This is a genomic window from Flavobacterium pectinovorum (assembly GCF_006438875.1).
Taxonomy (GTDB): domain Bacteria; phylum Bacteroidota; class Bacteroidia; order Flavobacteriales; family Flavobacteriaceae; genus Flavobacterium; species Flavobacterium pectinovorum_A.
Genome location: NZ_RCZH01000019.1, coordinates 105,340 through 127,979 on the forward strand (window position 1 = coordinate 105,340; position 22,640 = coordinate 127,979).

The window sequence follows — 22,640 nt, forward strand, 5'->3', positions numbered from 1 at the left end:
GTCTCAGGTTTTTTTTGTTTTAGGTTTCAGGAGCTAATCCCGCTATCCGTTTCAATCTTTTGTGTCCGCCGCTGCGGACACAAAAGGATTTCTCCCGAAGCTTCGGGACTATCGGGGCTATGGCACTCATTTTCATAAGAATATTTTCGTTTAGTTTGTCATTTCGATTTCTATGATGAAAATCAAATATTTTTCGTTTCAACGGGTTAATCCCAAAGCTTCGGGACGTTGATACAATATAAAGCATTCCTCCGAAATTTTTTTGAGCAGTTCCGTAGGAACAAAATATATTGTAGGGATGGATTTTAATCCATCATTCGCAATCGGAACCCAATCTTGTCATTTCGACGGAGGAGAAATCACATAAAGTGGCTCGCCAACAGTCCGTTGCTCTCTGGATGTGATTTCTCCTTACGTCGAAATGACACAAAGGAGAGAACCTGAAACTTGAAACAAAGAAAACTTGAAACAATTTTTAAACCTTACACTTCGCTAAAATCTCTTTAACTTCTGTTTTACAGCTTCCGCAGCCTAATCCTGCGCCCGTTTTTTTGCATAAATCCGTGAAATCATTTACACCACTTTTTATAGTTTCTTCAATGTTTCCGACTCCAACCTGACTGCAGGAACAGACTAACTTTCCGAGAACAGGTTTTGCGTTCGAACTTCCTCTTAATAATGAATTTCGCTTGTCAGATAATTCGATTTTGCTTTCGATCATCGTTTTAAATTCGGCAAACTCATTTTTATCCCCCATTAAAATCGCTCCAACAAGCAAATCGTCTTTTACAATACATTTTTTGTAATACCGTTTTTTCAAATCGGCAAAGACAATTTCTTCATATGAATCATCGTTTTCAGGAATTGTAAGATCTCCAATACTGCATAAATTTATATCTTCTAATTTTAGGATATTCATTAAAATCGAGCCTTTATAAAAACTACTGATATCGCCCGCCATAAAATTGGCCAGAATATCAGCCTGTTCTTCCGCGGCAGAAGTGATTCCGAATAATTTATTGTTGAATTCTGCTATTTCTCCAATAGCATAAATGTCAGGATTTGAAGATTGTAAATACTGGTTTACTTTTACGCCACGACCACAGGCAAGTCCCGTTTCGCGGGCAATTTCAATATTCGGAATTGTTCCGATAGTATATACAATCGCATTTGCTGTAATTATTCTACCGCTTTTCAGTGCGATTTCTATCTCATTTGGATTTTCGGTTTCAAAAACGGTACTAACTTCATTATCAAAATAAATCTGAATATCACGAAGCTGAACTTCTTCGGCTAATAATTTGCTCGAAATTAAATCTAACTGACGTTCCATTAATCGGGAAGCGCGCTGAATTATAGTAGTTTTTACTTTTTTATGTTTTAATGCCGCAGCCAATTCCAAACCTAATAATCCACCGCCAATAATGACAACATGTTGCTCTTCCGGAGGTAAATTAGTGCTGTCAAGATGTTTTTTTAAACGATCGGCATCTTCTTTTCGTCTCACAGTAAATCGTCCGGGCAAATGAAGCTGAGCATTTTCAGGAACAAAAGGACGGCTTCCGGTTGCCAAAATTAGCGAATCGTAAGTATGTATTTCGCCGAGACTATCTGTTATTGTTTTTTCATTCGCATTTATTTTGTCAATCGCTACGCCGGCTTTCATAGTAATTTTAAGCTTACTTAATGCTTCACCATCTTTAACTTTCAAAAGCTGTTCCCAGGTAAATTCGCCTGTCATGTATTCCGGAAGCAAAACACGATTGTAAAACGGATTCATTTCATTAGAAAAAACAATAATTTCATCGGTCGAATTAAATTCACGATAATTCTGAATAAACCTGAAAGAAGCGGCTCCGGCACCAACAATCGCGATTTTCTGAAAAGGTTTTATATATTTAGAAATCGCAACCGTCGTATATTTAAAATCGGGTTCTTTTGAAACTGGATCGACAACTGTATTGGTTAAATTATTGGTTCGGTTCAAGTCATTTTCGAGTTGTTTTCCCCAATGCATTGGCAGAAAAACGACTTTTTCTTTTATAGAATCTGTGACTTTTGCTTTTACGCGAACTTCCCCATTTTTACTGGAAACAATGACAATATCTCCATTTTTAATATCATTTTTATAAGCATCAATTGGATTAATTTCTAAAACCGGACTTGGTGTATGCGTCATTAATCGCGACACTTTTCCGGTTTTGGTCATCGTATGCCATTGATCGCGAACTCGTCCTGTTGTTAATATAAACGGAAATTGCGGACTTGGCTGTTCCGAAGTATTTTCAATAGCTGTTGGCAAGTTGAAAATTGCTTTTTGCGAAGGCGTATAGAATTTTTTATCGGTAAAAAGGCGAGGAGTTCCCGGATGTCCGTAATCAGGAACTGGCCATTGAAAAGTACCTTCGTTTTTTAGCCGATTATAATTTAAGAATGAAATGTCGATGTTGGTATTTTTGGTCAACGCACAATGCTCTTTGTAAATTTCTTCAGCGCTATTAAAATTAAAACCGTTGAAATTCATTTTTTTAGCAAACCGAATTAAAATCTCAATGTCCGGAAGTGCTTCTCCGGGCGCATTAATTCCTTTAGGTAAATAAGAAATTCGACGCTCAGAATTGGTCATTGTCCCTTCTTTTTCTAACCAACCTGCGGCGGGTAATAGTAAATCGGCATATTTTGAAGTATCCGCATTATGCGAAATATCCTGAACAACTACAAATTTGGCATTTTGCAGTGCTTTTTCAATCCGACGTGAGTCAGGTAAACTTACCATAGGATTGGTGCAGATAATCCAGATAGCTTTCATTTTTCCGGATTCTAAAGCTTCAAACATTTCGGTTGCCGTTAAACCCGGTTTGTCCGAAATAGAATCTACACCCCAAAAATCAGCAACTTCTTTTCGATGTTCCGGATTTGCAATGTCTTTGTGTGCCGCGAGTAAAGTTGCCATTCCGCCCACTTCACGTCCGCCCATTGCGTTGGGTTGTCCGGTTAATGAAAAAGGTCCCGAACCCGGTTTACCAATTTGTCCCGTTACTAAAGATAAATTTAGCAAAGCCGTATTTTTATCAACGCCCACAGCGCTTTGATTTAATCCCATTGCCCACAGCGAAATAAATCCTTTTGCTTTGCCAATAATATCTGCTGCAAGTTTAATATCGTTTACCGGAATTCCGCATAGTTTAGAAGCTTTTTCAAACGAAGTACTTAAAACAAGGTCTTTATATTGTTTGAAATTCTCCGCATTATTTTTTACAAAATCGTGATCTACATTACCTTTTTCAATGATGCGTTTGGCGATTGCATGATATAAAATAATATCTGATCCCGGAATAATCTGCAAATGCAAATCGGCGAAAGCTGCCGTATCTGTTCGTCTGGGATCTACGACAATGATTTTTATTTTCGGATTTTTCTCTTTGTGTTTTTCAATTCTTCTGAATAAAATAGGATGACACCACGCCGGATTTGCTCCGGTAATCAGGAAAGTATCAGCAAGTTCGATATCATCATAAGCAATTGGAACAGAATCTTCACCAAAAGTCTTTTTATAACCCACAACTGCCGAACTCATGCAAAGTCTCGAATTGGTATCGATATTATTGGTTTTCAAAAAACCTTTTACCAATTTGTTGACCAAATAATATTCCTCGGTCAAACACTGACCAGAAATATAAAAACCAACACTATCAGGACCATGTTTTTTTATGATGGAAGTAAAAACAGCTGCAGCACGATCAAGTGCAGTATCCCAACTCACACGTTCCAGCGGATAAGATTTGCTGCCTCGCATTTCAGGATATAAAATTCGGTCTGAAGTATCATTAACAACATAATGCAAATTCATTCCCTTAGAACATAACATTCCTTTATTGACAGGATGATCTTTGTCGCCCGTAACCATCACGCCATTTTTGGCATCATTGGTCACAATAATTCCGCAGCCAACGCCACAGTAGGAACAAGTAGTTTTGATTTTGGTATTTTGCATTACAACTTTTTTTGAATACGAAATATGAATTTACTTGTCTAAGCTAATTCACGTATATTGATGTAAACAAAAATACGTATTTTTACGTATAAATACGTAATTTTTGAATTTATTTTTAGATAAAATAAAAGAAGAAAAGTTGGATAGGGGAGTTTTTTGTAGAGACGCACAGCAGTGCGTCTCCACGTAACGTTTATGCGTAATTTATTTTTTTCGTCCAATAAATCGAATCACAGAACCTTTTGCGTTATGGAATACACCTTCGTTCAATTCGATTTCTTTTTCTTGTAATTCAATGATTTCATAATTTGGAAAATCAGCCTGAATTTCTTCAATAGAAAATAACGATTCAATATCTTTTGGTCCGCCAACTTTGTCGTTTATGGCAAGATATTCTAAATGTTTTTTGCTAAAAGCTTCAAAAATGATGATTCCATCTTTGCGTAAATAAGTTTCAAGGGTTTTATGAATTGCTGATTTTATTTCTGCCGGAAAATGAGCATAAATCAGGGCAATTGCATCAAACTGTTCCGTATGATAATTTAAGGTTTCTAATTCGCCAACCTGATAATCAATAGCTACATTGCTGGCTTCGGCAAGTTTTAAGGCTTTATTTTTTCCTTCTTCACTAATGTCAAAAGCGGAAACTGTCCAACCTAATTTTGCGGCATAAACAGCATTTCGACCTTCGCCTTCGGCAGGGAAAAGGATAGTTCCGGTGTTTAGTTTCTCGATTTGTTCTTTAAAATAATTGTTGGGTTCTTCGCCGTAGGCAAATTCTTCATTGCTGTAGCGGTCGTTCCATCTTTCGGTCCACGAATTGTTCATTGTTTATATATTAAAATCAATTATTAAAGGTGTGTGATCGCTGTGTAAAGTCCAGTCTTGATAATTTCCAATTTCGACGCTTTCCATAATTTCAATGAAATCGCTCGAAGCAAAACAATAATCAAGATGATAAGGTTTGTTTTCGTGGCGATACAAATGCAACGTCGGATGTTCTTCTTTGCCCTGTACTTGGTTGTAATATTTGTGATAGGTACTATAAATTTTTTTGGCTTCGAGTTTATTTACAACAGTCGAGTGATTTCCTTCTCGTCGTGGTTTGTCCCAGATTGTATTACTGTTGAAATCTCCAATTAAAACGGTTTTATTTTCCTTGATGAGATCTTCATAATAATTAATCGCTTTCCAAACCTGCGTAACATATTGTCCGTCTTTGTCTTCGGGATTATTAGCCCAAATAGCAAACATGGTAAAATCAACTTTTCCGCCAGTTACGGCTATTGGCAAAATGTTTTTGAAACTTGGATTATGACAATCCAGCAATTGAAATCTATAATCACTATAAGAGAAAACGCCAACTCCTTTGTGCGGATTTGTACCGTACCAAAGTATATCTGTTGGAAGTTTTGTATCAATACCAAATTTCAATTTTTCCGGATTTTCACACTCAGAAATTACAGCAATATCAGGATTAAAAGCTAGAATAAATGGAGCTTTTTTTCTGAATGCCATATTACAATTCCAAGCTATGATTTTCATTAGACGAGGTTTTATATACAATTTTGATTAAATATTTCGTTATGTTCTTTTAATCTGAACCCACAAGTTTTGTTTTACCATTAGTGATGTCAACTTCTACAAAATCATGTTTTCCAATAATAACCAATAGTTTATTTGTACTAAATCCTACATATCTAATTTCAGGCACGCCAACACTTGGTTTTCCACAAACAGAGATTACATTAGTTTGCCATTTTAACTTGTTTTTCTTGTAAGCAGATATTGTCTGTAAATCTTTTTCAACATAGTAAATGACATTATTGCTTTTAATTCCTCTCTTTTGTGTTTTTGCAAAATTTATCTTTGAATCTTTTGAAATTAAATTCACATCATATTTTTGTGCAAAACTTGATTGTGCTATAATGAAAGTGAATATAGATAATTTAAAAAAGTGCTTCATCGATAATTTTTTGTTATGTTGGATTTGCTTTAGATAGTTTCTTTAGAATAAAGTAATTTAAAATTTGAGATGAAATTATACTAAATAAAGCAATAAGACGATAGTTTACATTTTGATGATGATAATATATGTCTTTATCAACAGTTGTGGTATATTTTATAATTTGAGATTCGGAAAAGCAGTAAAAGAGATAAAATAACACTACAAGACCTGGAAAAATTAGAATGGAAAGGAGGTCATTTCTTTTTTGTTTTTGGGATTTTGAAATAATGAATAATCCAATCGGAATTAGTGTTAATATGAATCCTAAATCAGGAATAAATAATCTAATTTGTTTTGCTCCGTAATAACTCAAATCGTAATTGGCAATTTTTAAAATAAGTGTTCGGGTTAAAGTTCTGTATGGCATATCATAAAGTAATCCAATCAGGAAGAATAGAATTATTGAAACGAATAAAATTATTATGCTTTTAAATTTCATTAGTTTTTTATGGTATTTGAAAGTAATAATGTTGAGATGATATTGTTTGATAATTAAGTCAAATATACCTATTTTAAAGGATAAAATGTATTTCAATTACGTTCTAAAAAAATACCCTTTTCCAAAAATGAAAAAGGGTAAAATATATAAGAAAGTTTAAAATTTATTTCTTAAAACTAAAAATTCGGCTTTTAATCTTAACCAACAAGTCTTGTTAGACCACTATTTATGTCAACTTCTGCAAAATTATGCTTTCCCATAACAACAAGTAGTTTGTTTGTATTAAATCCGACATATCTTATTTCAGGTTCACCGTTTTTTGGTTTTCCACAAATAGAAACTACATTTGTCTGCCATTTTAGTCTGTTTTTCTTGTAAGCAGATATTGTTTGTAAATCGTTTTCAACAAAGTAGATAATGTTGTTTTTTTTAATTCCTCTTTTTTGTGTTTTTGCAAAATTTATTTCTGAACCTTTCGAAATTAAGGTATCATTATATTTTTGCGAAAAACCAGTTTGAGTAACAATAAAAGTTAGCATCGATAATTTTAAAAGTTGTTTCATGGGATAGAATTTGGGGTTCGTATTCGATTCAAATATAGTTAATTAAAGCATTAAACAAGTTTTCTGGAAGATAAAAAAAATACCCTTTTCCGAAATAGGAAAAGGGTAAAATTTAAAGGTTAAATTTGAAGGAAAACTATTTTTTCCAGCTAAAAATTCTAGGATTCACAGAAATCATTAGCCAAGCCCAATTGTTCGTATGTCCGGCATCTCCCGGAGCTTTAATAAACTCCATAGTTTTAGAACCAAACATTTGAGAATAACCACCACTTACCACGATATCTTTTTTAAAGTTATAGCCAAAAGTAGCATCAATCTCAGTTCCTAAATAAGAATCCAGTTTTTCGTTTAGTGGCGTAACTACATCAGCAGCAGCTAAAAATACATGCGGAATCAAAGCAAATTGCCATTTATTAGCATTGTAGTTTAGTTTTAAGAAAGCATCTTGTAAACCAACGCTGTTTAAGTGATTTCCAACATAAAAATAATCCATATAACCGTTAAAACCATGATTGGTTCCAAAGATTGGGTTGAATGATTTGATTACTTTGCTTCCGTCATTTGTAGCTTTTCCGGATAGAAATTCATAACCTAAACCGGCCTTAAAAGAATCGGTAATATTATATCCAAAGTTTACTGCTGCATCCCAGGCACTAACTTGCAGGTCAATACTTTTTCCGGTTTGACCGTAGAAACTTAAGTTTGTATCTATTTTGCCTGCTTTGTAGGTTAAATAAGTTCCGAAAGTTTGTTTGTAATCTATTATTAATTCAGGATTGTTTATTCTTGAAAATTCATAACCTGTATTTAATAATAATAAACTTGCTCCAATCTTATCAAAAGTAGTGTGATACCAAGCATATTGCATCGCTTTGTAATTGGCTACTGTATAAGGTGTTTGAAAAGTGTTTTCGGCATTTGAGTTGTACGCTAATCCCATATCAAGCTGATGGTTTTCCGGATGAAAAGAAACCATTAATGCATCGTGACTTTGCCCTTGTTGTGCCCAGTCCATTTCGCCCATAATACGTTGATTATCGTATGAAAGTACCTGACGTCCCATTCTGGCGCTCCATTTTTTGGTTAAATCGTATTGTGCCCAAGCTTCAAAAACTGCTACTCCATTTTTGTCTGCAGTTGCTGTAGGAGTAACATCGCCCCAGGTTCTGGTATTTTGAAAAGTTAATTTTACGGTTAACTCATCTTGTTTATAGTTAAAATTCAATCGTGAACGTTGTGAGATTTGGGAAGTTCCTTTCTGACCTTCCGGTAAAAGCGTTTTGTATCCGTTTCTGTATTCGAAACGGGGTCTGATTTGTAAATTTACATCTAATTCCTGTGCCTGAATATCAAAGCTTATTCCTGCTAATAATAAGAATAGAATTATTTTTAATTTTTTCATAATTGGTTTTTTAATAGGACAAATTTATAGGAAAAACACCTCATTAAGAATGATAAAAATCATTAATTGTTTTTTTATCAAAAAAAATAATTTTAAGTTATTGTGTGTCAATTAATCGGGACAATTTAGGCTGTTTTTCGTTCATGATTTTAGTAATAGTATAATGCATCCAAATTAAACAAATGGAAGAAAATACTAAAATAAAAATCCATGAGCTTGACCAAATTCCGGTTGCTGTAAGCAAATAACTAAAGATAATTGGACCAAAAAAACCGCCTAAACCGCCAATCATCCCTACCATTCCGCCAACTACGCCAACTTCTGTTGGGAAATATTCCGGAATATGTTTGTAGACAGCCGCTTTTCCAATTCCCCATGAAATCCCAATAAGAATGACCAGAATCAGAAATACCCACATATTGGCGTCGAACTTAATGACAGTAATTCCTTTTGCAAGTAATTCTTTCTTTTTTACGGTTTGGTTTTCTTCAACTACAACTTGCTGCCATGAAGATTTGGTTGGGAAAATGGCGTTTTCATTTTCATTCGTTTTTCTTTGAGCCACTGCGAAATCAGTATCTCCAATTTTAATTTTTTCGTTTGAAACTGCCGTTATTATTCCTTTTTTAGTAGCTAAAACTCCAGGTCCGGTTGTTGTAATTTCCATTTTTGGAATCATCAGTAAAGCACTTAATATAACGGATGAACTTAAAACACAATACATGACTTTTCTTGCTCCGAATTTATCTGATAAATAACCGCCAAACGCTCTGATTACACCCGATGGCAAACTAAAAAGCGTAGCAAACAATCCGCCCATAACCAGACTGGTTTGATAAACGTTCATGAAATTGGGCAAAAGCCATTGAGAATAAGCGACAAAACATCCGAAAACTAAAAAATAATAAGCTCCAAAACGCCATACTCTGGCTGATTTTAAGGATTGCAACATTTGAGAAACAGTTTTGGTATTGTTTTCTATTTTTTTGTTTGTGGCAAAAATTAAAAAGGCAATTCCAATAATAACTAAGGCAATTGCATAGATAACCGGAAGTGTTTTCCAGCCATTTTGAGGATCATTTATGGAGAAATGATTTAATAATGATGGTGCCAAAAAGGTTGTAATTGCAGCTCCGGCATTTCCCATACCGAAAATTCCGAGCGCGCGCCCCTGCCATTCTTTTGGATACCAAATTGATGTGTAACCTATTCCAACAGCAAAACTAGTTCCAACCATTCCGAATAAAAAACTTAATACGGCAAACGTAAAGAAGCTATCAGCATAAGGCAATAAAAATAGAGGAATCGAGCAGAGCAGGAGTAAAAGCGAAAAGACATATTTTCCGCCAAATTTGTCTGTAAGTATTCCAATTGGCAAACGCATGATGGAGCCGGTTAAAATTGGAATTCCAAGCAGCCAGCCAACTTGTACAACACTCCAATGAAAAATGCCATTGTCTACTAAAAAAGTTACCAATACACCGTTTAATGTCCAACAAGCAAAACATATGGTGAAGGCTAAAGTATTCAAAAATAAAATCTTGTGTGATTGTGATAAAGAGTTTGTATTTTTCATAGTACTTAGATTTGTTTTACCAAATGTAAATACTTATAAGTATTAATACTTAATTTTATCTAAGTATTTTACTTTTAAGAAGTCGATTTACCAACATCACAAAATTGATTCTCTATTTTATTAAAATACTATTTTTAAAGGCGATTTTTATCGTTTAGTCACAATTATAAAAGGGAATATTCTGTTGCTTTGTTCGAAAGTTCCATTAAGTTCTTTACTTTTAGTTTTTTCATCAGGTTAAAACGATGAACTTCGGCAGTTCGTTTGCTAATTTCCAGTGCTTCAGCGATTTCCTTGTTGCCTTTTCCGGATAATAAAAGGGTCAGGATTTCTTTTTCTCTTTTAGTAATCATCATTTCCTCGCCTAAATTTTGTTTAGGTTCAAGCGAATTTGAAGTATTAGTAAGTTGACTGATTAATATTGAGGAAATATCTCCGCTAAAATACTTACCGCCTGCGGCAACAGTATGTAATGCCTTCAGGAACTCTTCTTTACTTGAACCTTTCAGTAAATAACCATCGGCTCCGGCCTTAATAGATTTCAATACGTATTCTTCAGATTCATGCATCGAAAGCATAATAATTTTTACAGCATTACTTTCGCTTCTAAGTTTTTCTACCACTTCGATACCTGTTAAGTTTGGCATACGAATATCTACTATAAGTAAATCTGGTTTACTGGCCGCAACTACTTCAAGTGCATCGCTGCCATCAATAGCTTCGCCTACAACCTCAATGTTTGCTTCGTTTTCCAGTAAAGATTTTATGCCATCTCGTACAAATACGTGATCATCTGCCAGAACTACTCGAATAGTATTACTCATGATTTACTTAATTTTAATTTTGAATATTTACGTATATTCATCTATAAAGATTAGGCTAAGATACGTAATTTTTTAAATTAGAAAATGGGGTAATTAGAGAATTAGATAATTTGTCAATTAGAAAATTATATAATTGGGAATTGGATGTAGACTTTTGTCTATGTTCCTTTTGAAAGACAATTGTTGTGATGTTTTGTCATTTCGATCCCGAGGCTTCGGGAGAGAAATCACACTAGTATGTCGACAAAGATTGGCGATTTTGATTGTAGAGTTTCTTGTGTGATCTCTCCTGCGTCGAGATGACAAGATTGCGGTAACCTTTGTCAAAGTTTTAAACTTTGACAAAGGTCGCTGAGTAAATTATCTAATTATCTAATTGACAAATTATCTAATTACTAAATCGGTACATTAAAAGTAATCCTCGTTCCTTCGCCTGGAATTGATTTGATGAAAACGCGCCCGTTGATGTATTGTATTCTTTCTTTCATGAACAACAATCCCATTCCGGATTCGCTGTTACGTTTTTTGTCGACGGACTGTATGTCAAAACCTTTGCCGTTGTCGTCTACGATAATGCTGAGCAAAGTATTACTATGCGAAAGTTGTACAATAATATGCGATGATTCGGCGTATTTTATCGCATTGTTGATCGCTTCTTGTGTGAGACGATAAATATTAATTTCGATTAATGAATCTAAACGTTGGTTGAAATCAGTTTTGTTGTAAAACAGAATTTCTTTTCCGGTTAGTTTAGAAAGTTCCTGTGTAAGTTTTGCAAGAGAAGAAACAATTCCGTGATCGCTCAATTCCGGAGGCATTAGATTGAAAGTTGCGGTACGAACACCTTTGATAATATCAAGCGATAACTTTTTAAGGTATTCGATTTTTTGTGCTGATTTTTCTTTGTCATCAAGATTAATGCTTTCCAGACTAAACTTCAAACCCGTAAGCATTTGACCAATTCCGTCATGGATTTCTTTGGCAATTCGGTTTTGTTCGTTTTCCTGATTTTCGACAATTCTGCTCGAAATAACCTTTTGCTGATTGATTTTTTCAGTACTGTTTTCGATGTTCAAGCGTTCAACTTCGCGTTGCGCTTTTTTGCGTTCTGTAATGTCGAAACAAATAATTAAAAGTTCAGATTCCTCTTTTTTAATGGTTACCGGAACCATGGATAAATCGAGCCAAAAAGTCTGGCCTTCTTTGTTTATGATTTTAATTTCGCCAGTCCAGCCACTTCTTTGTTTTTCGAAAATAATTCGGTCAATATTGAGCTGTTCTTTTTCATCTGTGGTTAAAACTTCGGAGAATTTTTTATTGGATGAAAACTTGGTGTAATTGATAAGTTTGGCAAATTTTTCACCAACATGAATAATCGAACCATCGGGAGCAATACGGCAATAAAGCAACGTATTTTCCATGGCATAGTTAAGGGATTTTAATTCTTTAACCGAGTTTTCCTTTATTTCGCTTATAATTTCAGTATCGTAAGCTAATTTTAAAGCTTTCTTTTGAGAGGATAAAAGCTTAGCGATAAGTTTCTCGATTTTTTTATTGGTAGGTTTGAAAATGAAGAAAAACTCCATTAGTAAAACAAATAAAGTAAAGGCAAAAATCCAATATTCTATTTTTCGCTGTTCGGTAACTTTTTCATGCGCTTCAAGATCGTACTGAGTTACAATCTGATTCATTTTCGAAAGGAAAATACCTTCGTTTTTGAGGATAATCTGTACCAGTTTTTGATTATTGGCTAAGTTATTTTTCTGTTCCAGATTCAGCAGAAATAAATTAGTTGTTTCTACAATAGTATAGAAATTAGGATTTACTTCCAGATATAATTTCGTGAGTGTTTCGCTTTTTTCTTTTGGAAAAGCCAAACTATCGTTGCCATTTTCCAGAGCATTTTGATTGATTTTCCAAAGAGATAAAACTTCTTTCAAATGCGAAATTTGTTTTGCAGAAGCATCAGCAGAAACATAATGCAATATCAAAACTTCCTTGACAATTTTCTGGCTCAGCATTCTTTGCTTTCCCGAAATATTGATGATTTTCGAATCGCTTAATTGTTGGTTTAAGTTGTATTGAACTAAAACCTGACTGAGTATAATCGTGATAGCAATAGTCAGGAGTGCAAAAAAATACAGTCGGCGTAAATTTTTGAACGTGATTTTATCGGCAGCTTCCTGATTGTTTTTTTTCATTCGAAGATATTTTTCTTATATCGGAAAAATCCAATTACAACCCTAAAGAAGCTTTTATTAGATTTAAATTTTCTTCAGAATAATTGATTTTTAAGGCTTCCTGATGTCCTTTATCCGACATTTTATCCCAGGTTTTTTTGATGATATTTTTTAGTTTTTCCTCGTCATGTTTGTGTACGAAAGGATCTAAATAATATTCTAAAAAAACCAAGCAAATAACATCTTCAAGAAGCTGTGTTTCAGCATCTTTTTTAAGTAATTTCTTTTCGATTAAAAACGAAACACGATCAATAAATTCGGATGTATAACCTGCTTTTTCTAAAATTTCGGCGGTAGTTTTTGCGTGAAATTTTTTAAGTTCTTCACGCCATTTTAGATAACCAACACGATCCATTGGATAGGATTCTCTTGCGACTTTCCATCGGCAAATGTGCTGTGCTTTTGAAGCAATCTGAATTTCTTCTGAAGCTTCGGGTTCAAATTGTATAAGCCTTTTGTACATCCTGTTAGAATATAATAATTCCTTTGGATATTCGATATTTTGATCGGTCTCGATATTTGGATCCTGAGCATTTTCAGCATCAATCCACTCGCTTGCTTTTTGAAAAGGTGTAGTCATTGTTGGTAAATAATAGATTTCAAAGATACATAAATTAGTAGAAAAGTCTAAAGTCTAAAGTTGAAAGCCGAAAAGAAGATGAAAGAAGCAAGAAGCAAGATTTGAAAAACTTTATCGTCTTGCTTCTTGCATCTTGCTTCTTAAAAATCTAATCCACAAAACCAACAAATACTTCGTTTTCAATTACTTTAATCGGGTAAGTTGCAATTTTAAGATCGTCACCATTTAGGTTAGAACCATCCACTAATGAAAAGGTTTTTTTATGCATTGGGCAGGCTATTTTCGGAATATCATCCGTCGATCCGGTCATTCCTCTTGCGAGCACCATTTCCATTTTATGCGGACAGGCATTTTGGCAAGCGTACCATTCGTTGCGGCGTGCAAAGTTAAAAATGGCAATTTGTTTGTTTTTGTATTTAATGCACCCGCCACGATTTGTTGGGAAATCTTCTACTTTTCCGGCTTTAAACCAAATTGTTGCATCACTTGGGTGAACGGTTTCATATTGATTTAAGATTTCTTCCATTTGATTCAAATTTTTGTTTCCTGTTTCTTATCCCTCTTTTTACAATCATGAGAGTTAATTATGATGGCGCAGTAAAAAAGAGGGTAAGAAGGACAGCAAACGTTAGTGATATTTTTTTCTTTTTTTGGAGCTTAGTTTTTAATTAAAAATTGAGAATTAAAAATTAAAAATCTTTGAAAGCTATGTGTGTTTAAACTAAGTGAAACGCCTTTATTCACTCCTAATAAACTATGTTTCTATGTGTTTAAAAAAAATGTATTTATAAAGTTACGACCACGCTTTTGGTGCTTTTTGATCTCTTAAGGGTACAAAAACTACATTATCATCTTTCTCTTCAGAGTTTACAAAATGATTGAAACGTTTTAGTAATCTTGGTTTTTCCAGAACCTGTTTCCATTCGCATTCAAAAGTATTGACCAAAGTCTGCATTTCGGCTTCAAGTGTTTCACAGATTCCTAAACTGTCTTCGATAATTACTTCTTTTAGATAATCGAGACCACCATCTAGTTTTTCTAACCATGTTGCAGTCCTGATTAGTGGACCAGCCGTGCGGATGTAATACATTAAAAAGCGATCCAGGTATTTGATAACCGTCTCTTTGTCTATTTTTTCAGCTAATAAAACAGCGTGTTTTGGATTGGCTCCACCGTTTCCGGCGATATACAAATTCCATCCGCCTTCAACCGCAATTAGCCCAAAATCTTTTCCACGAGCCTCAGCACATTCGCGAATACAAGCCGAAACGCCACCTTTTAGTTTATGCGGAGAACGGATTCCTTTGTATCTGTTTTCTAATTCTATGGCAAATCCGGCACTATCGTCCATTCCGTAACGACACCAGGCATTTCCCACACAGCTTTTTACGGCACGAAGTGATTTTCCGTAAGCATGACCACTTTCAAAACCATTATCGATTAAGATTTTCCATATTTTTGGTAAATCACTCAAATGAGCGCCAAATAAATCAACTCTTTGCGCTCCGGTAATTTTAGTATATAGTTCGAATTGTTTTGCCACTTCGCCAATTACGATAAGTTTCTCGGCAGTGATTTCTCCTCCGGCAACTCTTGGTACTACAGAATATGTTCCGTTTCGTTGAATATTGGCTAGAAATCTATCGTTGGTATCTTGCGTTGTAACATGTTTGTTAGCCGTATCATTATAGATACTAGAGAAAATCGAAGCTACGACAGGTTTGCAGACCTCACAGCCATCACCTTTGCCGTGATGATCTATTACATCGTAAAAATTCTCATATTTATTGATTTTAACCAAGTCGAATAATTCCTGACGGGTATAACTAAAATGCTCGCAAATAACATCTTTTACTTCTTTTCCAAGTGATTTTTGAGTGGCTTTTACCAAATCAGAAACCATTGGTTTACAGCCTCCACAACCAGAAGTAGCTTTGGTATGTTTGACAACATCTGAGAAACTGGAACAGGTTTCATCCAGAAGCGAACAGCAAATGGAGCCTTTAGTTACATTTTCGCAAGAACAAATTACAGCGGTATCCGGCAGATCTAAAACGCTGCCTAAACTTGAGCCTTCTGAGCCATCTCTTGAACCTAAAATCAAATCTTCGGGGTTTTTAGGCAAAGCCATTGCATTGCTGAAAATTTGAAAAAGAGAATTATAATCGCTGGAATCTCCCACTAAAATTCCGCCTAATAAAGTTTTAGAATCTTTGGTAACGTTGATTCTTTTGTAAATACCACTTAGTTTATTTTCATAAATAATAGCGGTTACGTTATCATTTTCGATAAAAGGATCACCAAAACTCGCAACTTCAACACCAATCAATTTCAATTGTGTCGACATATCGATGGTTTCTCTCATGGTTTTTGTGCCATTTAAGATTTGCTCAGCGGCTACATCAGCCATTTCGTAACCTGGGGCAACAAGTCCGTAAATGTTTTGATTGTAAAGTGCCACTTCGCCAATCGCATAAATAGAAGGATCTGATGTTTGCATTTGATTGTTTACCACAACACCGCCTCGTAATCCGACCTCCAATCCTGAAACTCGAGCTAATTCGTCGCGAGGTTTAATTCCGGCAGAAATAACCAACATGTCAACTTTTAACAATTCATCCTCGGCAAACATCATTCCCGTTATACATGCTGCTCCGTCAATATATTGTGTGGCTTTATTAAGATGAATTCCAATATTTAATTCTTCAATTTTAGATTGAAGCATATCGCTTGCGCCTTTGTCCAGTTGTCTTGGCATCAAACGTGGTGCAAATTCAACTACATGCGGATTTAATCCCAGATCCCGTACTGCTTTTGCGGCTTCAAGACCTAATAATCCTCCGCCTAAAACTGCGGCTTCTGTTGCTCCTTTTTGTTTTATTTTTTTGGCGTAGGCCATAATTGCATTAAGATCTTCGATGGTTCTGTAGACAAAAACACCTTCTTTTTCGACGCCATCAATTGGTGGCACAAAAGCCGAAGATCCGGTTGCAAGAACTAAGTAATCGTACGTATGTGTTTTTTCCAGATGTGTATGTATTGTTTTTTCTTCCCGATTAATATCTGTAATTAATTCAGAAGTATTCAGAGTAATATTGTTTTCTAAGTACCATTCAGTAGTTGACAACGATAAGTCATCTGCCGTTTTTCCTCCAAAGTATTCGCTTAAATGAACTCTGTCGTAAGCGCGTCTTGGTTCTTCACCAAATACGGTAATCTGATACTTTTCCTGTCCTGATTTTGCAATGAATTTTTCGCAAAATTTATAACCAACCATGCCGTTTCCAACTACTATTACTCTAATCATGATTTCTTTAATTAAGTATTACTATGCAAATATAAGTATTTGTACTTATTAAAATACGTAAAAAATATGTTTTTTTGTTATAAATACGTTTTTTGACTACGTATTTTATCTTAATATTAGACTTAGTGCGGTTTATAAGTCCTTTTATATTTTAGTTTATTTTTATAATTGTGTTATTTTTCTTAAATTTATAAGTGTTTTTACATAATAAATGCATAAAAAATAAGAGCTAGTGATTTTTGGCTTGATTTTTTAGAGTGTGAAGTCGTATTAAATATTAAATTCATTTTAAAAACAAACTCATGAAAAAAGTACTTTCACTATTGTTATTATCCACTTTGATAATTAGCTGTAAAACAGCAGCAACTAAAAATTCCGATACAAAAGAAACAGCCAATTCTAGAGAAGAAGATATGACAGTTTATTTTAAAGCAACCGGAAATGAGCCTTTTTGGAGTGTGACAATAGGTAAGGAGAAAACAACTTTTACTTCGCTTATTCCAGGTAAAGAAAGTTTGATTTTTGATTCAGTTGAGCCAATTAAGGCTATGGATGCTAATGTCAAAATGTATAAATTGAGTAATTCGACTGCGACTGCTACAATTACGATTCAGCAATTAGAATGTCAGGATTCAATGTCTGGCGCGATTTCGCCTTATAAGGCTGTGGTTGAAATTAAGTATAATTCTGAACTTGAACTTAAAAAGTTGGAAGGCTGTGGTAAATACATTACTGATTATCGTCTTCATGATATATGGGTTTTAGAAGAACTAAATGGATTCAAAGTTTTTATTACCGATTTTCAAAAGGAATTGCCGAGAATTGAAATTAATTCTTCGGAGAATAGTTTTATGGGATTTGGTGGTTGCAATGCTATAAGTGGTAGTATTTTTTATGAAAAAGACTTGCTGCGATTTTCAAAAGTAATTTCAACTTTAATGGCTTGTCCTCCGGGAAATAAAGAAGACCAATTTATTAAGGCACTTCAAAGTACTACGACTTATTCTATTGGAGATAATAGATTGACACTTTCTAATCCATCAGGAAAACTTTTGGTTCTAAGAAAAGTAGATTAACTTACAAAGCCGAAAAATGTCTTATTTTACTGTAAAAAAGACATATAGTATTCTTATTAGATTTAACGTCTGGATATTTTTGTAAAATAATATTTATAAAATAATTATTTTACATGAAAAAGATTTTAATGTTATTTATTGCAGTTTCATTAGTGTACAGCTGCAAATCTACTAAGGATGCAAACGCATCAACGAATACGGCTGAAAAGTCAATTGAAAAGAAAATACAGCAAAGTTGGGTTTTAGAAAATTTGAACGGGAAACCTGTTACAGAAAAGGATTTTTCAAGCCTTCCAAAGATCGAAATGAAAGCGTCAACTTTTTCTGGCTCTACAGGATGCAATGCTATTAAAGGGAATTTGTTTTCTAAAGATGCAGGACAAATTCAGTTTTTGAATTTCACTTCGGAAACTAAAAAATGTGAAGCAAAAAAAGAAGGTGAATTTGTGCAGTTGTTAAAAACTACTAGTGGTTATTCAATAGAAAATAATAAGCTATTGCTTTCCAATCAGTTTGGACCAACAATGCTTTTCAAAAAAGGAAAATAAAAAATATCCTAAAAAAACTAAAAAGGCTTCTACTATATTTAGTTGAAGCCTTTTTTATGGATTATTGTCATTGTGATTTATAAAATTATTTTTTAGGAGCTAATCCTGCTATCCGTTTCAATCTTTTGTGGCGAACCTCGCCACAAAAGGATTTCCACTTCTATCAAGGCTATGGCAATCATTTTCATAAATAGATTTTTTTTTGCGCATTCTTGTCATCCTGACGAAGGAAGGACCGCACTAGAAACTCCGCAATCAAAATCGCCAATCTTTGTCGAGTTAATTACGGAGATTTCTCTCCCGAAGCCTCGGGATCGAAATGACAAAAATGACCAGAAAGTTTGGAATTTGGAGTTTAGAATATTGGAATTTCAAAAAGTTTATTCCAATTCCTTAGGATCTTCTTCTTTATCATCCTCAATAAAATCCAGTTCCAAAGCTCTAACGGTCTGAACGGCATTTCCGGCAATACCACGAATCGAGCCGTACATTCCCAATGTGTTGTGAACTACTTTTTCAATTTGTTTTTCGCGTTGTTTCCAGATACGTTGCATCGCTCTTTTCTCAGCATCAAGATCGCCTTGCATTTGTGTGAAACCTTCTACGATTCCCTCAATTTGTAAACGAAATTCATTGCTCGTTAAAAAATCATACAGCATCGACATTTTATCACCTTTGTTTTCCTGTGCCTGAACAGCCTGACTTACCTGAATCAAGGACTGACGTAAAACAGCGCTTAAACCTTTAAATTCTTCATACGTACAAATCCAGATTCCGTCACGCATTCCCATACGGTCCATTCCGGCAGGCATAACTTCGGTTACCAGAACGCCAATATTGGCTCTTTTAGTTCTAATATCATTTTTGAATTTCTCAATCCACGCAGGCTGAAAGGCTTTTGTACGCTTGCTTTCATAATAAATAGATCCACAGTTTTGTAGTTCGCGTGTGTTTACAATTTGCAGGCAATCGGCACCATTTGCGCCTTTTTTAATTTCGTCAATAGTGTCTAAAGGAAAGTTATTTGCCAGCCATTCTTCAATCGCCAGTTCCATTACTTCGCCCTGTAATTGCATAGAACCTTGTTCCTGCTTGCGTTTCATTTCTTCGATCAGCTTTTTTTGATCGTCGGATTGTTTTTGGTATTCTTTGATTTTTAGTTCGTTTTTTTCCTCTTCCTGTTTGCGGATTTTATCACGTTCTAAAACTAAAGTTGCATTAAGTTGTTTTTGGGCTTCGGCTTCGATGGCATCTTTCATTTCCAGTTTTTCACGTTGAAGTTTTGCAATTTCGCCGGTCATTTTATTAAGTTCGCGAAGTTTCTCTGATTTCTCTGAAAGTTCTTTTTCCATCGAAAGCATACGATCTTTATTCTCTTCGTCGAGTTTTGTTTTTAATTTTTCGGTAATTTCTTTTTCGGCTACTTTTTTTTCACGCTCCAAACGTTCTGCAAAGAGTTCGTTTTCCTGTTTCTTTTTGGCTTCAAAATCAGATTTGGCTTTTTCGAATTGTTCGTTTTTAAGTTCTAATTCTTTAGTTTGAGCATTGGCTTTTTGCTGATATTCTTTACGGATATTATCTTCTAACTGATGTTTCAGTATATCATTTACATCGATAGTTGTTCCGCAATTTGGACACTGAATTGATGATTGCTCTGCCATTTTTATTGATTTTATTTAGTAGAATTATAATCTGCTAAGATATTTAAAATTTTAAGGCCTTTTGCCACGAATTTCACGAATTTTCACTAATTGTTTTGCGCTGAAGCTTAATGCTGGAGCAATTTTCATTAAAGTTTTTAATTTTAATTAATCGCGAAAAGTCGCAAAGACGCAAAGTTTTTGTTTCATTTCGATTTCTATGATAAAGCCAAATTTTAAAAGAGTCCGGAGGAACAAAATATATTATAGGGATGTTTCGAGGCTTCGGGATTAATCCATCTTTCGCAATGTAACCGTAATCTTGTCATTTCGACCGAAGGGAGAAATCACACTAGAAGCTCCGTACAGATAATTGTCAATCTTTGTCGAGTTACAAGTGTGATTTCTCCCTTCGGTCGAAATGACAAACAGTGCGGATAATCAATAATAATAGTAATCTTTGCGAGATTATTTTATAGTTTGCAATTTAAAAACTTCTTTTGATTAACTTTTATGGATTTCCATATTAAAATTAATTCGTAAAAATTCGTGAATCCCGATAGCTATCGGGAGTGGCGAAAACTATTTAGAAAAATCCAATAAAAAATCAACTGCGGATTTCGTGATTTCAGAATCGTCTTCTTTTGACGTTATTAGGGAAACATCCGTAAATAAATTGACTTTTTTCAGTTCGATGAAACCTATTTCCGGATCGGGATTATTTTTGGCAATATTAGACGGGACGATTGAAATTCCTAAACCATTTTTGACTAATTGTACAATCGAATTGATATTGTTTGATTCGTGAACTACCTTTGGCGTAAAGCCATAAAAAGCACAAAGTTCTAGTAAAACTTCATGATAATGCGGTGCATAGTCTTTATTGAAAAACACAAAAGTCTCATCTTTTAGATTCGGAATCTCTTCTTCGGACTTAAGTTGAATTGTACTTTTATTATAAACTACTGAAAATCCGTCCTGAAACCACAATTGCGATTTTATTCGGGGTGATTTTATAGGAGAACGAATAATTCCTAATTCAATTTTTCCTTGTTCTAAAGCATCAATTTGTTTTGTTGTCGAAACTTCAAATAATTTGAAATTTACATAAGGAAACTGCTCTTTGAGATGTTTTATCAATTCTGAAATATTAGAAGAATAGATAGAACTTATATAAGCGATTCTAAAATCACCGGAAGCATTCTCGGCAATTTTCTTAGTCTTTAATGTAGCGCGTTCCAGATTCTGAAAAAGTGCTAATACCTCTTTTTCGAAATATTTTCCGGCTTCGGTCAATTCGACTTTTTTATTATTTCGAATGAAAAGTTTCGCCTGAATTTCGTTTTCTAATTCGATAATCTGACGACTTAAAGGCGGTTGCGAAATAAAAAGTTTCTCTGCGGCTTTGGTAAAGTTTAATTCTTCGGCTACAGCCAAAAAATATTTTAAGTGACGTAATTCCATAAATACCTATTAAGTATTAATAATTGACAAAATAAGTATTTTTGAAGTATATATGAAAGGAATACTTTTACAAAAAAATATTTGTTTCACGCAGATTTAAAAAGATTTAAGCAGATTTGTTCAGATTAATTTTTTATCTGAAATGTTAGTTAAGGAGTAAGAATGTAAAATCATTTTAATTTTAAAAGAAAAATCATTTTTAATCGGCTTAAATCTTTTTAAATCTGCGTGAAAATAATTTAAAACAAAAAACTATGAAAAAATCAACTATTGAAGAAATTAGAGAACGTTTTGATAATGATGTCGAGCGTTTTTCTAATTTGGAAACCGGACAAGTTGCAACTATAGACGCGACTATATCTTTAGAATTAATCACAGAAGCTTCTAAACGAATCGTGCCGAATGCGGTTAATGTTTTGGATATTGGTTGTGGTGCAGGAAATTATACTTTAATGATGCTTACTAAAGTGCCGAATTTAAATTCAACTTTGATTGATTTGAGTATGCCGATGTTGGATCGTGCTTTTGAAAGGGTTTCGGCCGCAACAAACGGTAAAGTAGAGGTGAAGCATGGAGATATTCGCGAGATAGATTTAGAAGAAGGTCATTTTGATATTATTTTGGCGGGAGCAGTTTTACATCATTTAAGAGACGATGAAGATTGGGAAACGACTTTTACGAAAATATTCAAATTATTAAAACCTGGCGGATGTTTTATGATTTCGGATTTAATAACTCAGGATACGGAATTATTGAATGAATATACGTGGCAGCGTTATGGTGATTATTTAGAAGGAATTGGCGGAGCAGAATATCGTCAGAAAGTGTTCGATTATATTGAGAAAGAAGATACGCCAAGATCTATGAATTACCAATTGGACTTGATGAAAAAAGTGGGTTTTAGTAAAGTAGAGATTTTACACAAAAATATGTGCTTTGGTGCTTTTGGCGGAATTAAGTAATTTTTTGAATTTCGATT

At 34.2% G+C, this 22,640-nt stretch carries 18 protein-coding genes; 3 read left to right on the top strand and 15 right to left on the bottom strand.

Annotated elements, in window-relative coordinates:
* Nucleotides 1-475: 475 nt before the first annotated feature.
* The 13 genes from EAH81_RS22675 to nirB all read right to left on the bottom strand — a co-directional run bounded on the left by EAH81_RS22675 (nucleotide 476) and on the right by nirB (nucleotide 16,933).
* The gene (locus EAH81_RS22675; protein WP_140511284.1) at nucleotides 476-3,994 is read right to left on the bottom strand and encodes a nitrate reductase; all 3,519 of its coding nucleotides are present in this window, start codon (nucleotides 3,992-3,994) and stop codon (nucleotides 476-478) included.
* 204 nt (nucleotides 3,995-4,198) lie between these two features.
* The gene (locus EAH81_RS22680; protein ID WP_140511285.1) at nucleotides 4,199-4,822 is read right to left on the bottom strand and encodes a class I SAM-dependent methyltransferase; all 624 of its coding nucleotides are present in this window, start codon (nucleotides 4,820-4,822) and stop codon (nucleotides 4,199-4,201) included.
* Between the two features lie 3 nt (nucleotides 4,823-4,825).
* Nucleotides 4,826-5,539 carry an endonuclease/exonuclease/phosphatase family protein gene (locus EAH81_RS22685; protein ID WP_140511286.1) on the bottom strand — a complete coding sequence of 238 codons (714 nt, stop codon included), beginning with the start codon at nucleotides 5,537-5,539 and terminating at the stop codon, nucleotides 4,826-4,828.
* Between the two features lie 49 nt (nucleotides 5,540-5,588).
* Entirely contained in the window at nucleotides 5,589-5,960 is a 372-nt protein-coding gene (locus EAH81_RS22690) for a hypothetical protein (protein ID WP_140511287.1), read from the bottom strand.
* Nucleotides 5,961-5,973: 13 nt separating this feature from the next.
* Nucleotides 5,974-6,441, bottom strand: coding sequence for a hypothetical protein (locus EAH81_RS22695; RefSeq protein ID WP_140511288.1), 468 nt, complete (start codon nucleotides 6,439-6,441; stop codon nucleotides 5,974-5,976).
* Between the two features lie 197 nt (nucleotides 6,442-6,638).
* A complete protein-coding gene (locus tag EAH81_RS22700) occupies nucleotides 6,639-7,004 on the bottom strand; it encodes a hypothetical protein (protein WP_140511289.1) in 366 nt (121 codons plus the stop codon).
* 136 nt (nucleotides 7,005-7,140) lie between these two features.
* Nucleotides 7,141-8,406, bottom strand: a complete 1,266-nt coding sequence (locus tag EAH81_RS22705; protein WP_140511290.1) for an alginate export family protein — start codon at nucleotides 8,404-8,406, stop codon at nucleotides 7,141-7,143.
* 97 nt (nucleotides 8,407-8,503) lie between these two features.
* Entirely contained in the window at nucleotides 8,504-9,982 is a 1,479-nt protein-coding gene (locus EAH81_RS22710) for an MFS transporter (protein ID WP_140511291.1), read from the bottom strand.
* A gap of 164 nt (nucleotides 9,983-10,146) precedes the next feature.
* On the bottom strand, nucleotides 10,147-10,806 hold the full coding sequence (locus EAH81_RS22715; RefSeq protein WP_140511292.1) for a response regulator transcription factor: 660 nt from the start codon (nucleotides 10,804-10,806) through the stop codon (nucleotides 10,147-10,149).
* 395 nt (nucleotides 10,807-11,201) lie between these two features.
* Nucleotides 11,202-13,007, bottom strand: coding sequence for an ATP-binding protein (locus EAH81_RS22720; RefSeq protein ID WP_140511293.1), 1,806 nt, complete (start codon nucleotides 13,005-13,007; stop codon nucleotides 11,202-11,204).
* Between the two features lie 34 nt (nucleotides 13,008-13,041).
* Nucleotides 13,042-13,626: a DUF4202 domain-containing protein gene (locus EAH81_RS22725; RefSeq protein WP_140511294.1), complete on the bottom strand. Its 585-nt coding sequence runs from the start codon at nucleotides 13,624-13,626 to the stop codon at nucleotides 13,042-13,044.
* 148 nt (nucleotides 13,627-13,774) lie between these two features.
* Nucleotides 13,775-14,152 carry a nitrite reductase small subunit NirD gene (gene nirD / locus EAH81_RS22730; RefSeq protein ID WP_140511295.1) on the bottom strand — a complete coding sequence of 126 codons (378 nt, stop codon included), beginning with the start codon at nucleotides 14,150-14,152 and terminating at the stop codon, nucleotides 13,775-13,777.
* A 267-nt stretch (nucleotides 14,153-14,419) separates the two neighbouring features.
* The gene (nirB, locus tag EAH81_RS22735) at nucleotides 14,420-16,933 is read right to left on the bottom strand and encodes a nitrite reductase large subunit NirB (protein WP_140511296.1); all 2,514 of its coding nucleotides are present in this window, start codon (nucleotides 16,931-16,933) and stop codon (nucleotides 14,420-14,422) included.
* Nucleotides 16,934-17,235: 302 nt separating this feature from the next.
* Here nirB and EAH81_RS22740 point away from each other — a divergent pair, with 302 nt between their 5' ends.
* Together EAH81_RS22740 and EAH81_RS22745 are read left to right on the top strand one after the other, a co-directional pair.
* Nucleotides 17,236-18,009, top strand: a complete 774-nt coding sequence (locus tag EAH81_RS22740; RefSeq protein ID WP_140511297.1) for an META domain-containing protein — start codon at nucleotides 17,236-17,238, stop codon at nucleotides 18,007-18,009.
* Nucleotides 18,010-18,122: 113 nt separating this feature from the next.
* Nucleotides 18,123-18,557: an META domain-containing protein gene (locus tag EAH81_RS22745; protein WP_140511298.1), complete on the top strand. Its 435-nt coding sequence runs from the start codon at nucleotides 18,123-18,125 to the stop codon at nucleotides 18,555-18,557.
* Between the two features lie 380 nt (nucleotides 18,558-18,937).
* Here EAH81_RS22745 and EAH81_RS22750 read toward each other — a convergent pair whose 3' ends face one another.
* Both EAH81_RS22750 and EAH81_RS22755 read right to left on the bottom strand, forming a co-directional pair.
* Nucleotides 18,938-20,218, bottom strand: coding sequence for a DUF2130 domain-containing protein (locus tag EAH81_RS22750; protein WP_140511299.1), 1,281 nt, complete (start codon nucleotides 20,216-20,218; stop codon nucleotides 18,938-18,940).
* 561 nt (nucleotides 20,219-20,779) lie between these two features.
* Nucleotides 20,780-21,661 carry a LysR family transcriptional regulator gene (locus tag EAH81_RS22755; RefSeq protein WP_140511300.1) on the bottom strand — a complete coding sequence of 294 codons (882 nt, stop codon included), beginning with the start codon at nucleotides 21,659-21,661 and terminating at the stop codon, nucleotides 20,780-20,782.
* Nucleotides 21,662-21,915: 254 nt separating this feature from the next.
* Here EAH81_RS22755 and EAH81_RS22760 point away from each other — a divergent pair, with 254 nt between their 5' ends.
* Nucleotides 21,916-22,623, top strand: coding sequence for a class I SAM-dependent methyltransferase (locus EAH81_RS22760; RefSeq protein ID WP_140511301.1), 708 nt, complete (start codon nucleotides 21,916-21,918; stop codon nucleotides 22,621-22,623).
* The last annotated feature ends 17 nt before the right edge of the window (nucleotides 22,624-22,640 follow it).

Coding starts and splice junctions, on each gene's coding strand:
- EAH81_RS22675 (WP_140511284.1), bottom strand. CDS start 3,994: ATGCAAAATACCAAAATCAAAACTACTTGTTCCTACTGTGGCGTTGGC.
- EAH81_RS22680 (WP_140511285.1), bottom strand. CDS start 4,822: ATGAACAATTCGTGGACCGAAAGATGGAACGACCGCTACAGCAATGAA.
- EAH81_RS22685 (WP_140511286.1), bottom strand. CDS start 5,539: ATGAAAATCATAGCTTGGAATTGTAATATGGCATTCAGAAAAAAAGCT.
- EAH81_RS22690 (WP_140511287.1), bottom strand. CDS start 5,960: ATGAAGCACTTTTTTAAATTATCTATATTCACTTTCATTATAGCACAA.
- EAH81_RS22695 (WP_140511288.1), bottom strand. CDS start 6,441: ATGAAATTTAAAAGCATAATAATTTTATTCGTTTCAATAATTCTATTC.
- EAH81_RS22700 (WP_140511289.1), bottom strand. CDS start 7,004: ATGAAACAACTTTTAAAATTATCGATGCTAACTTTTATTGTTACTCAA.
- EAH81_RS22705 (WP_140511290.1), bottom strand. CDS start 8,406: ATGAAAAAATTAAAAATAATTCTATTCTTATTATTAGCAGGAATAAGC.
- EAH81_RS22710 (WP_140511291.1), bottom strand. CDS start 9,982: ATGAAAAATACAAACTCTTTATCACAATCACACAAGATTTTATTTTTG.
- EAH81_RS22715 (WP_140511292.1), bottom strand. CDS start 10,806: ATGAGTAATACTATTCGAGTAGTTCTGGCAGATGATCACGTATTTGTA.
- EAH81_RS22720 (WP_140511293.1), bottom strand. CDS start 13,007: ATGAAAAAAAACAATCAGGAAGCTGCCGATAAAATCACGTTCAAAAAT.
- EAH81_RS22725 (WP_140511294.1), bottom strand. CDS start 13,626: ATGACTACACCTTTTCAAAAAGCAAGCGAGTGGATTGATGCTGAAAAT.
- nirD (WP_140511295.1), bottom strand. CDS start 14,152: ATGGAAGAAATCTTAAATCAATATGAAACCGTTCACCCAAGTGATGCA.
- nirB (WP_140511296.1), bottom strand. CDS start 16,933: ATGATTAGAGTAATAGTAGTTGGAAACGGCATGGTTGGTTATAAATTT.
- EAH81_RS22740 (WP_140511297.1), top strand. CDS start 17,236: ATGAAAAAAGTACTTTCACTATTGTTATTATCCACTTTGATAATTAGC.
- EAH81_RS22745 (WP_140511298.1), top strand. CDS start 18,123: ATGAAAAAGATTTTAATGTTATTTATTGCAGTTTCATTAGTGTACAGC.
- EAH81_RS22750 (WP_140511299.1), bottom strand. CDS start 20,218: ATGGCAGAGCAATCATCAATTCAGTGTCCAAATTGCGGAACAACTATC.
- EAH81_RS22755 (WP_140511300.1), bottom strand. CDS start 21,661: ATGGAATTACGTCACTTAAAATATTTTTTGGCTGTAGCCGAAGAATTA.
- EAH81_RS22760 (WP_140511301.1), top strand. CDS start 21,916: ATGAAAAAATCAACTATTGAAGAAATTAGAGAACGTTTTGATAATGAT.